General features: G+C 49.1%; 7 protein-coding genes. All 7 read left to right on the forward strand.

Annotation, left to right across the window (positions count from 1 at the left end):
* Positions 1-2: 2 nt before the first annotated feature.
* The 7 genes from H3H32_RS07570 (at position 3) to H3H32_RS07600 (ending at position 12819) form a co-directional block, all read left to right on the forward strand.
* Positions 3-2162 (forward strand): ATP-binding protein, encoded by a 2160-nt coding sequence (locus H3H32_RS07570; protein ID WP_182462125.1) that lies wholly within the window; start codon positions 3-5, stop codon positions 2160-2162.
* Positions 2163-2171: 9 nt separating this feature from the next.
* Positions 2172-4247, forward strand: a complete 2076-nt coding sequence (locus H3H32_RS37955; protein ID WP_305791897.1) for an ATP-binding protein — start codon at positions 2172-2174, stop codon at positions 4245-4247.
* 11 nt (positions 4248-4258) lie between these two features.
* Positions 4259-6409 carry a sensor histidine kinase gene (locus H3H32_RS07580; protein WP_240543691.1) on the forward strand — a complete coding sequence of 717 codons (2151 nt, stop codon included), beginning with the start codon at positions 4259-4261 and terminating at the stop codon, positions 6407-6409.
* Positions 6410-6424: 15 nt separating this feature from the next.
* Positions 6425-6808, forward strand: coding sequence for a response regulator (locus H3H32_RS07585; protein ID WP_182462126.1), 384 nt, complete (start codon positions 6425-6427; stop codon positions 6806-6808).
* Between the two features lie 297 nt (positions 6809-7105).
* The gene (locus tag H3H32_RS07590; RefSeq protein ID WP_182462127.1) at positions 7106-9079 is read left to right on the forward strand and encodes a response regulator; all 1974 of its coding nucleotides are present in this window, start codon (positions 7106-7108) and stop codon (positions 9077-9079) included.
* Between the two features lie 211 nt (positions 9080-9290).
* Complete coding sequence (locus H3H32_RS07595) at positions 9291-9884, forward strand: ligand-binding sensor domain-containing protein (RefSeq protein WP_182462128.1); 594 nt, start codon at positions 9291-9293, stop codon at positions 9882-9884.
* On the forward strand, positions 9868-12819 hold the full coding sequence (locus tag H3H32_RS07600) for a sensor histidine kinase (RefSeq protein WP_182462129.1): 2952 nt from the start codon (positions 9868-9870) through the stop codon (positions 12817-12819). Before H3H32_RS07595 ends, H3H32_RS07600 begins: the two co-directional genes overlap by 17 nt.
* The last annotated feature ends 93 nt before the right edge of the window (positions 12820-12912 follow it).

Consider the following 12912-nt stretch of genomic DNA (forward strand, 5'->3'; position numbering starts at 1 on the left):
TGATGAAATCAATTCTACTCATTGGTTGCCTTTCTCTGATCATAATGACTGCATGTGCGCAGTCTGCTTTTCGTATCGATAGCTTACCACAAGATGGTATTTTGCTGGATAAAGGCTGGAAATGGCATTTAGGCGATAATTCTGATTGGGCCAAACCCGATTTTGATGATGCCCGCTGGGATACACTCAACCCGACTCGGGAAATAGCCCTGCTGCACCAACTGCCTCAGCAGGGAATTGGTTGGCTTCGCATCCGCCTGCATGTGGTTCCGCTGCTTCGGGGGAAGATAGTATGTCTGAGTACTATTCAGGTTGGGGCTACTGAACTGTTTCTGAATGGAACACAAGTAGCGGAGGAGGGAAAAATAGGGGCCAGCAAAAGAATTCAAGAAGCCACATTTACCCCCGTTTCCTCCATTGTATTAGGGCCAGATAGTGTGCAGGTTATTGCCGTTCGTTATGCGTTTGCAACAGACAGACTTTTTAGCATGGATAGACTTAATTCAACGCCGTTCTTTGGTGTGAGACTTTGTTCAGTTGACTACGCAACGAATCGTAGAGAATTGTTAAAAAGTGTTTATGTATTGGAATACACCCTGTTCGGTATTTTTCTGGTGTTGGGCGTTTTACAACTCATTTTCTTTGTCTCTTCACCTACCCTGTTTGCCCATTTATATTTTGGCTTATTCCTCATCGCTCAGGGAGCTACTCACTTCCTTGATGCCTTCACCAAAGACGGTCCTCCTGCGTTTTTAGCCGTCACAAGAATTATTCTTTTCAACGACTATTTTAACATTGTCTTTTGTCTAGCGGTTACATTCTCCGCTATCTTCTACCTGCTGGGCGTTTACGTGTATTTTAACCAACCTAAACGAGCCTTATTTTTCGTTACCGCTACGCTCACCTTAGCGACCATACCCACTTATTTGTTTTCGTTTCTTGACGCTCCGGGGCCATTTATGTGGGTGCTGGGCTTTATTGTCCCCTGGACTGACATCCTGCGGGTGGGTTTGGTTGCTGCCAGACAGCAAAAAGCAGGGGCAAAGCTGTTTAGCTTCTCCCACTCTATTCTATTGACGGCCTTTATTCTATACACGTTAGTTGCCTTTGTGCCCATGGCGCGCAGCATTCTAGGCGATTTAGGAGACGATCTGTTTACGATTAGTTTTCTGGTTCTGGCCCTCACCATCACACTCCTGCTCACGCAGGAACGTGCTAATACGAATCGCTTACTCCAAAAACAGCTGATTGATTTAGAAATACTTTCTCAAAAAAATATCGCTCAGGAGCAGGAAAAACAGCAACTTTTAGCCAATCAAAACCAGCTTTTAGAGCACCAGGTTGAAGCCCGCACCGCTGAACTAAAAGCCTCTCAAACCCAACTCATCCAGAAAGAGAAACTCGCTAGTTTGGGTGAACTAACAGCAGGCATCGCCCACGAGATTCAGAACCCCCTCAACTTCGTCAACAACTTCGCCGAAGTAAGTAACGAATTGGTCAGCGAGTTGCGCGAAGAAGAAGCCAAGCCCAACCGCGACGACGAGTTGATTGCTGACCTTTTTAAGAATCTAAGCAGCAACCTCCAAAAGATCAATCACCACGGCGGCAGAGCCAGCAGTATTGTCAAAGGCATGCTGGAGCACAGCCGTACCAGTTCGGGTGACAAGCAGCCCACCAACCTCAACGTCCTGGCGGATGAATACTTCAAGATTGCCTATCATGGTCAACGGGCAAAAGAGAAAACTTTTGACTGTGAGTTAATCACCGATTTTGACGCCACGGTAGGAAAGGTTGACCTGATTCCTCAGGACATGGGTCGGGTGTTATTGAACCTCTACAACAATGCCTTTTATGCGGTGAATGAGAGGGTTAAACAACGTACTAATGCCAACTCCAACTATCAGCCCAGGATTGAAGTCAGTACACAACGTAGTGAATCGGACGTGATAATCCGGGTTAAGGACAACGGCACCGGCATCCCTGAGTCGGTGACCGACAAAATCTTCCAGCCCTTTTTTACCACCAAACCCACGGGCGAGGGCACAGGCTTAGGGCTTTCGCTGAGCTATGACATTATTACCAAAGGGCATGGCGGAACACTCACTATGGAAAGTATAGTGGGTGAAGGAACGGAGTTTATCATTCGATTCTCTACGAACTAATCATTTAGTATGAAAAGTCATTATCTGCTTTTACTATTGATTTTTAGCCCAATACAGACGATAGCCCAATCCACTAGTCGGGCCATTGACAGTCTGCGGAGAGAACTCTCAGAAGCTAAAACGGATACTGCCCGCATGTGGCTCATGACCGATTTGAGCATTAAGTATTTTGAGCGAAATTTCGACTCGGCCAGATACTATGCGGAGCAGGGAATTCAACTGGCGCATACGCTTGGTCACTTACGGGGCGAATTGAAAAGCCGGGTTCTATTGGGCCAAAGTTATTCCACACGCGACATTCCGCATAGTATCCGAATCTATCTGCAAGCCTTGCAATTGGCTCAGCAAACAAATCAGATTGATGATCAAGGTCAGTGTTACTACGGTATCGGAATCTTATATGGCTTTCTGGAAAATTCCCCGCTGGCAATTAACAACTTTAAACAGGCTCATACCATTGGACTTAAGGTACATGACCAGGAGTTGGCATCCTTTGCAAGTGCGGAAGTGGGAGGAGCTTACGGGAGGATGCATAAAGTCGACTCGGCCCGCTACTATCTGACGCTGAGTGAACAGGAATACCCACCCATACGGCTTTATCCTTTTCAAGTACTTTATTGGGCGCGAGTAGAAAAGGGTACTAACCCCACCCAGGCCGCTCAATTGTATCGTCGTAGTATTCAGGTTTTCAAAGCACAAAACGAATTACGCGGTTTAGGCTATGCCTATGGTGCATATGGGGAGTTTTTGCAGCAGCATAATCAACCTGATTCCAGCCTTTTACTGGCGAAAGCCAGCCTGCAAATCAGCCTAAAGCTAATCAACTACAGGGCTATACTTACCAGCAGCCAACTGCTGACTAACCTATATCAGGACTTGAATCGACCCGACAGTGCTTATAAGTACCAAAGTATTATGATCATCGCCCGCGATAGTTTGTTTAGTCAGCAAAAATTTAATCAGATCCAGACCACGCTGATAGAGGAACAGCAGCGAGTACAGCAATTGCAGGACGAAAAAAGTCTGTTTGAAAGCCGGGTCAAAATCTATGGATTGCTAGGTATGGTCGCCGTCTTGTTGTTATTGGCTGGGGTGTTTTACCGGAATAACCGACAGAAGCAAAAGGCGAATGAAGAGTTGCAGACGCTCAATCAGGAGGTGCAGCAGCAGAAAGAAGAGATTGAATCCCAGCGGGACTATCTGGAAGAAACCCTCACAGAACTCAAAAGCACCCAGGATCAACTCATCCAGAAAGAGAAACTGGCCAGCCTGGGCGAACTGACAGCGGGTATTGCTCATGAGATTCAAAATCCCTTGAACTTCGTCAACAACTTCTCAGAAGTTTCCACCGAACTCATTGAAGAATTAAAGGAAGAGGTTCAAGCGGGTAATATAGATGAAGTTATGGCTATAACCGATGACCTGACCAGCAACCTCCACAAAATTAACCACCACGGCGGTCGTGCGAGCAGCATTGTCAAGGGCATGCTCGAACATTCCCGTACTGAATCCGGCGAGCGACGACCTACGGATCTCAACGCCCTGGCCGATGAATACCTCAAGATCGCCTACCACGGCCTTAGGGCTAAGGATAAATCCAATTTCAACTGCGAGTTAGTGAACAATTTTGACCCAAGTCTGGATCTGGTGAACGTAGGCCCTCAAGAGATTGGGCGGGTGCTGTTGAATTTGTACAACAATGCCTTTTACGCTGTTTCGGAAAAGCAGAAAACAGCTCCAGCCGAGTTCAAACCCACAGTCACGGTCAGTACGCGACTGCTGTCCCATAGCAGCCCTGAAGGGGCGTCATCGCTAACCCAGTCTTCCGGGTTGGGAACGACCGGGATGGGATCGGTCGAAGAGCGGATTGAAATTCGTGTGCGCGACAATGGCACAGGCATTCCAGAATCCGTAAAATCCAAGATTTTTCAGCCTTTTTTTACCACCAAACCCACGGGTGAAGGCACAGGATTGGGTCTCTCGTTGAGTTACGACATTATCACTAAAGGGCATGGCGGAAGCATGGCTGTCGAGAGTCAGCCAGGGCAAGGAACTCTTTTTACCATTCAATTACCTATCCGATAGCTCCTTCTTTTATGAAAACTCTGGTAGCTTTTTTACTCGTTAGTCTCTGCCTGACTCCCTGCTTGGCTCAGGATACAACCCTTACCCTGACTAATCGGATGTTTTCGTCGGATCAACTCATCAATCTATCAACAATGCGGGACTGGGTATTTAAAGCGGGGCAGAATCCAGGCTGGGCCAGTCCGGCACTGAACACCACAAGTTGGACCAAACGCAGACCGAGTGATTTATCGATCAAAGATGCCGATAAGACCGGACGGGCTGAAGGTTGGTTTCGATGCCGCATTCGGCTGGATTCCACCTTTGAGGGCATGCAGTTAGGCGTATTCAGCTATTGCTGGGCGGCTGTTGACCTGTATGTCGATGGCCGGCTGATCACCTCGTTTGGTAACACAGGCGCCAACGGCAGACCCTATGCCGAGCACTACCCCTATTATCAAAAAGCGGCTCCATTTGACTTAACCACTGGACAGGATCACCTAATTGCGCTGCATGTTGTCGATTATGTCTCCCCCTTCTCGAAAAACCAATTGAAAGCTCAATTGGAGGGTGGAACCAGTAAAATCATCCGAATCGTTGGCCCTAAGACATTTAATTGGCTACACGTTAATGCCCGACTTTCTCCTGTTTACTCTGCCATATGGTTGACCGTATCGTTTCTGTTGGCCACCCTGTTCTGGCTACTGGTTTTTCAGAATTTGTATGAAAGGTCTTTAATCCGATTACTGGCTATCGGCGAAACTCTCCTTGTATTTGCTAGTATAGGGTTAATGATGGAGGTATTGGAACCTGCGTTTATCTATGAAGTAATCGTTTACCGTATATCAGGTGTATTATTGGGCGTCGCCATTGCTTTTCTACCCATCACATTACTACGTGTCTTAAACTATCCCTCATCCCGGCGAATCGATAGCTTTATCATTGGAATTTCAGTGCTTGGAAGCAGCTTGACAGCGTATACCAATACTGGTTTACCTAGTTCCTTGGCTACTGTTTTGCAGTTCCTTTTTTTCTTTGCACTGTTGATATGGGCCAGGAAAAAAATAAAAGGGGCATTGTGGGCTATTGTAACAGGCGCTTTTCTGACGATTGCCTTTGCGCTGGGATATGCCATATTACAACTATCCAGTTTCTTTAATCCTCACCTTGGCTATGCAGCAACGGGTTTCTTTCTATCCCTTCCCCTTTCCTTTTTGGTTTATATCGCACTACGTTTCAAAGAAATTGTAGCTGAAGATCGAGCGAAAGCAGTCGCCGTCGTACAGATAACCGAAGAGAAACGCCAACTCTTAGCTACCCAGAATCAGCGTTTGGAGCAGCAGGTTGAAACGCGCACGGCCCAACTGAACCAATCCCTCATCGACCTTCGCGCCACCCAAGCCCAACTTATTCAAAAAGAGAAACTGGCCAGCCTGGGCGAACTAACAGCAGGTGTAGCTCACGAGATTCAGAACCCCTTGAATTTCGTCAATAATTTCGCCGAAGTCAGTACCGAACTGATTGATGAGCTTAAGGAAGGACCATTCCAGAAACTGCCTGACTCTGAAAAAGGCTATGCGGACGAGATCCTGGGCGATCTCAGCAGCAATCTGCAAAAGATCAATCATCACGGCGGACGAGCCAGCAGTATCGTCAAGGGCATGCTCGAACATAGCCGCACTGAATCCGGCGAGCGACGTCCTACGGATCTTAACGCCCTGGCTGATGAGTACCTCAAGATCGCTTATCACGGTTTGAGAGCCAAAGACAAGGACTTTAACGCTGACCTGAAAACGAACTTCATGACTGATTTGGGGCGCATCGAGGTGGTTCCCCAGGAGATTGGGCGGGTGCTGTTAAACCTGTACAACAACGCCTTCTATGCCGTAATCAAGAAACAGAAACTAGCCCCGTCAGGCTATCAACCAACCGTCACGGTCAGCACCCATCAGTTTAATGGGCAACTACAGATCCGGGTTAGCGACAACGGTACGGGCATGCCCGAGTCGGTGAAAGCCAAGATTTTTCAGCCCTTTTTCACCACTAAACCCACAAGCGAAGGCACAGGGCTCGGGCTGAGTTTGAGTTATGACATTGTCACCAAAGGACACGGGGGCACCCTGACCGCCGAAAGTGAACCCAATCAGGGAACCGTTTTTACCATTGCCTTACCACTAACTTAACTAACTCCATACACCATGACCATTCTTGTCGTTGATGATGAGCTTGATATAAAAGACCTGTTTCAACAACGGTTTCGCCGGGAAATCCGCTCCCAGACGCTGCACTTTGCCTTTGCTCACTCAGCACAGCAGGCGATGGATTATCTGAACCAGCATGGTGGGAAAGATGTGTTGATTCTATCCGACATCAACATGCCCGGTATGAGTGGACTCGACCTGCTGCGTCGGGTGCGGTCTGACTATCCCCTGCCTCCTCCACCCGTAATTATGATGATCACGGCCTATGGCGATGCACCCAGTTACCAGCAGGCGATGACCGAAGGAGCCAATGATTTTCTGAGCAAACCCATCGATTTTGAGCAGCTGAGAGCTAAACTCCAACCGTTTGTGGGTCAATAAATCAACCCGTCAATCAAACTGATCGATTCAGTTGCCAGCGATCCACAGCCTCGTCCCCAACGCACGATCAATTAACGTTCGAGGCAGTCAAACCTTTTTGACTGGCTGTACTGAGATTACTGACTAATTAGTAGGTAATTTCTTGATAATCAGTATTTATCAAAACGGTTACTAGATTGATTATTTAGTGATCTATTGGTCAATGAACTTCTGCAAGCCATTAAATTATGGCTTGCATTCCTGGGCAACGGAATTATTTTTGTAGAGCTAACCACTCCACAAAATAACCTTCCCTGTATGAAGACAAAAATTCTACTAGCCGATGATGAAAGCGACTTAGAAGACCTCTTCAAACAACATTTCCGACGCCAGATTCACAATCACACCTATGAGTTTATCTTCGTTCGCGATGGCCAGGAAGCCTTAACGGTTCTGGAGCAACAGCTCGATATTGATGTGGTTCTCAGCGACATCAATATGCCGGGTATGGACGGACTAACCTTGCTGGCCAAACTATCGGAAATTAATCCCATTATCCGCACCGTAATCGTTACGGCCTATGGGGATATGAGTAATATCCGAACGGCCATGAACCGGGGGGCGTTTGACTTTATTACCAAACCTATCAACTTTAAGGATCTGGAGCTAACCCTCGAAAAAACAATTCGGTCGGCCAGTCAGCTCCGCGAAACGGTTGAACTCAAGGCCGTTGACGAGATGAAAACTCGTTTTTTTACCAATATCACGCACGAACTCCGTACGCCCCTCACCTTAATTGTGTCGCCAGTCGACAACCTGCTGGAGACCCCGAATCTGCCAACGGCTTTCCAGAATCAGTTATCGACGGTGCAGCGTAACGCCCGGCAATTGCTGCGTCTGATTAACCAACTGCTGGACATCAACAAGCTTGAAGCCCAGCAAATGGATCTGGTCAATGAGGTGGGGGACCTAGCCAGCTTTGTTGGCCAGATCGTAGATCTGTTTCGTCCATCGACTACCATTAAGCAGCTGGTCCTTACCTACCAGACCAATTTGCCAGCCGGAAATTACCTCTTCGATGCAGGCAAATGGGAGAAGATCCTGTATAATTTACTGTCGAATGCCATCAAGTTTACTGAATCAGGCAGCATCAGCGTTAGCTTGACCCATACGCCAACGATGGCTCAACTGACCGTCAGCGATACAGGCATTGGTATTGCTGCGGACAAACTACCGCATATTTTCAACCGATTCTACCAGGTTGGGCCGCGTTCGGTCGATACGTCCCGTAGTCGCACCTACGAAGGAACCGGCATTGGTCTGGCGCTGGTTCATGAATTAACAGTAAGGCTAGGTGGAACGATCACCGTACAAAGTCAATTGCCAGGGCTCAATGGGCATTCGGGAACCCATTTTCGGGTGGAAATCCCCCTTCAGCAGGCAGGTGCCATGACTCCGCAGAAAATAGAATCCCGGCTCTCGGTCGATGTACCAATAGTGCCCTCTGAATTGGCGCACCCAACAACGGCAACGCTGTCCGACAACACACCGCTGGTGTTGGTTGTAGAAGATAATGCAGAACTGCGGGAGTTTATCGTAGCCGAATTAGCGACGACCTACCGTATCCGTTCGGCCGCCAATGGCTACGAAGGCTGGATGGTCGCCAAAGAAGAATTGCCCGATGTAATCATTTCAGATTTGATGATGCCCCGCATGGATGGCTATGAACTTATCCATCAACTGAGAGCCGATCCGGCCACCGATCATATTGCAGTCATCCTGCTGACAGCCAGCGTTGAAGCCGACAGTCGACTAAAAGGGCTGGACCAGGGCGCGGATGAGTACCTGACCAAGCCGTTTCACCTGGGCGAGTTGCGCCTGCGACTGCGGAATTTGTTGACCCGTCAGGAAAAGTTGCGGGAAGAATATCGGCAACAATTTACCCGGACTGATCAATCAACTCCGTTGGTAACCATTCAGGATCAGTTTTTAGGTCGGTTGTATCAGTTGCTGGAGGAGCGATTGGATGATTCATCGCTAAGTGTGGAGTGGCTAGCCGATCAATTGGCGCTGAGTCGCAAGACGCTCTATATGAAAGTAAATAAACTGTTGCAGGTATCGCCCAATGATCTAATTCGTCAGTACCGACTTCGCAAAGCTATCGACCTGTTGCGTGCAGGTCATAATGCATCCGAAACGGCTTATATGGTGGGTTTTGAATCACCATCCTATTTCACGAGGGTCTTCAAGGAGTTTTACCAGCAAACGCCTACCGATTATATTCGGCAATAGCTACCCAAGGCAAACCATCAACGTTTTTTTATGGATTGACCCAAATTTATCAGCATTTAACCCAAATCTGACAGGGCGATTGAAGCCGATAAATGACCATTGAGCCTGATCGACAATTTTTTTAGAAACACCCGCAACGTGCAAAAAACTAATCCTTTAACGCCTGGCTGTAATTCTATCGACAATAACCCCTCTTTCCTCACCTGAACCCATGAATAAACGCCCCAGTGGATACTTCCCCATTGGATACTGCTGCCAGTTGCTTGTCGTTATCCTGTCTACAATTGTTACTGCCTTCGCGCAGGGGCAGCGTCCAGTGGCGCAGCATCCACTGGCGCAGCATCTACTGAAGTTCGAGCACCTGGGCACTACTCAGGGGTTGTCGAACAATAGACTTTTCTGTATCTATAAAGATCGGGAGGGCTTTATGTGGTTTGGCACAGATGACGGCCTGAATCGCTACGACGGGTACACGTTTAAGGTGTATAAACCTGACCCCGCTGACCCGAACAACCACATGGCCCTTAATACGGTCTGGGATATGCTGGAGTCGCGGTCGGGAGAGATCTGGTTTGTTACGCCTGGCGGAGGGCTGCACCGACTCAACAAGCAAACAGGCCGGATCAACTACTTTCGGATAGGGCCGGATCGATCGGAGCGTTTTAAACCCTACGACATCTGCTATACGATGATGGAAGACAAACAGGGTTTTCTCTGGATTGGCTCAGAAGGGGGGCTGGCACGCTTCGATACCCACACGAAACAGTATCAATTCTACGACATACCTGTTGAAGGGAGCCGATGACCGGGTGTGGTCTATTCAGGAAGATCGGTTTGGTACCTTGTGGGTAGGTACCTCCACCGGGCTGTTCACCTTGAACAGGCGCACGGGGCAGTTCAGCCCGTATTATTTTGGCATCAACCCCGCCGAAAAGCAACCCATCATTGAGTCGATGTACCTCGGTGCCGACAATAGCCTATGGGTAGCGACCCATCGCAGAGGGCTTTATCGGTTGCTGCCGGGAAAAACACCATTGCCTGGCCTGCGAAATGCAGCTACCACGTACGTGCCAACTGGTCAGGTATACCTGAATAACCTGGAAATATTGCCGCACGGCCTGGCGGAAGACGAACACCATAACCTGATAGCCGGAACATTTTCGGGCCTGATCCAGCTCGACCCCGCAACCGGCAAATCCGTCACTTATCAGGCAGATCCGACTATTGCGGGTTCATTGAGCCACAACGTAGTCTGGGCGTTGCTGGCCGATAATCGGGGTACATTCTGGATAGGGACAGCAAACGGCATCGATCGATACTCCATGCTAATGCCCCAGTTTGCTTTCTATCAGCCCATTCCAGACCACAACGTGACGCCCCGGTTCGAGAACCACGTTACCACGCTATCGACCGACCGACGGGGAAATATCTGGTTCAGTAACGCCAAACGACCTTACGCTGAGGGTGTGTTTCGGCTGAATCTGTCGGATCGTCATACGTACGTCAATTACACGTCGCAGTTGCTCACGCCTACTCTGCTAACCCCGAAAAAAATGGTTGTAAATGCGTCCACAGTGGATGCTACCGCCGTGGACGCTGCCGCCGATCTGATTTCGACCATCCATTGCGACCGGAGCGGACGGATCTGGATGGCCACCCCGTCGGGTCTACACACGATGGATGCCAATGGTCAGTTTCGGCACTATCCTGCCAGCTTTTCCATCACTAGTATCGAGGACGATAACCACGGAAACCTGTGGGTAGGCGGTCAGTCGAATCTGGCTCGGTTCGACCCAACCAATGGTCGGTATACACGTTACCCAATCGATAAAGATAGTCCCATCGGCAAGGGCGGAGGCCAGGTCAACGACATTCTGGTGAGCCGGGCCGGGGATGTCTGGGTAGCTGTGGGGGGCGTAGGCCCCTGCAAACTAGACTTCCGTACGGGTAGATTTGTAAGCTATCACCCAAAGCATACTGAAAATCAGAAAATTATGTATAGTCGGGATGTGCCGGCGCTCTGTGAAACCCACGACGGGGCTATCTGGGTATCGACCAATATTGGTGGGATATTCCGCATCGATCCTAAAACGGCTGCCGTTTCTACCTTCACGATCCATGACGGACTACCTGACAATCATGTAGTTGCCCTTGTTACCGACCAGGCGGGCATGCTCTGGATGGCTACCGGCGAAAAATTATGCCGACTGAACCCCGTGACGCGCAAACTTCGTGTATTCGACAACCGCGATGGGATGCTGAGCCGGGAATTTACAGGTGCCTGTACCCGCACGCCAACGGGCGAACTGGCCTTTGGTTGTACGAATGGATTGGTAGTGTTTCGGCCATCGGAAATGGGTGTTAATCCTTATAAACCACCCGTATACATCACCCAGGTTCAAGTACTGGATTCGACCCGTTTGTTTCCAAAATTACCCCTGACGCTGGCCTACAGCGCCAACGAAATCTCGTTCAATTTCGTAGGCCTCAACTTTATCGCGCCGGAGAAGAACCGCTATGCTTACCAGCTCGAAGGTGCGAACAGCGAGTGGGTATACTGTGGAGCACAGCGCACAGCCACTTATTCGTTTCTGGCACCAGGCGACTATGTTTTTCGGGTAAAAGCGTCGAACAACGATGGGGTCTGGAACGAGAAAGGAACCGCAATTCGACTGGTGGTCCTGCCGCCCTGGTGGCGCACCTGGTGGGCCTACACCCTGTATACCCTGCTGGCGGCTCTGGGCGTCTGGGCTCTGATTCGATACCGGTCTCGGCAACTGCTGCGGGCCAACCAACTGCTGGAATGTAAAGTAGCCCTGCGCACGGAAGAGGTGATCCACCAAAAGCAGGAAATCGAAACTCAGCGCAACCACCTAGCCGACGCCCTGAACGAACTCAAAGACACGCAGGATCAGCTTATACAGCGGGAAAAACTCGCCAGCCTAGGTGAACTGACGGCCGGCATCGCCCATGAGATCCAAAATCCATTGAACTTTGTCAATAACTTCGCCGAAGTGAGTGTCGATCTGATTGATGAATTGAAGGAAGGGCCATTGCTGAAACTATCTGACTCCGAAAAAGACTACGCTGGTGAAATTCTGGGCGACCTCACCAGCAATCTAAAAAAGATCAGTCACCACGGTAATCGGGCGTCGAGTATTGTGCGGGGTATGTTGGAACACTCCCGTACAGAAACGGGCGAGAAACGGTTCATCGACATCAACGCCTTAGCCGATGAATATCTCAAAATTGCATACCAGGGACTTCGCGCTAAAGACAAAGTCGATTCAACCGGTCCCGCTCCGGCCGGTCCGCCGGAGCGGGACCGATTTAACTGCGAACTGAAAACAGACTTTGGCACTGAATTTGGAAAGGTCGAGGTGGTTCCTCAGGAAATTGGCCGGGTGCTCTTGAATCTGTACAGCAACGCGTTCTATGCCGTACGCGAAAAACAGAAAACAACGATGAATGGCTATGAACCTATAGTAACTGTAAAGACCACCCAGGTTAATCAGTATATTCAGATTCGGGTAATTGACAACGGTACAGGCATTTCCGATTCAATCAAAGCCAAAATTTTCCATCCCTTTTTTACCACCAAGCCCACGGGCGAAGGCACTGGGTTGGGATTATCAATCTCCTATGATATTGTAACCAAGGGGCATCAGGGTTTATTGCTCGTGGAGAGTCAGGAAGGAGTGGGGACTGAGTTTATCATTCAATTGCCAACCGCTCACTGACCTAAGAATCTGCCCCATCATTATGCCTAATTGGGTAGTGGATGGGCATAAGAAATGATTGTATGCGCCTGATAATTAGAAGTTTCAGACCGA

Origin of the sequence: Spirosoma foliorum, from assembly GCF_014117325.1 — a bacterium.
In the GTDB taxonomy this organism is placed as follows: domain Bacteria; phylum Bacteroidota; class Bacteroidia; order Cytophagales; family Spirosomataceae; genus Spirosoma; species Spirosoma foliorum.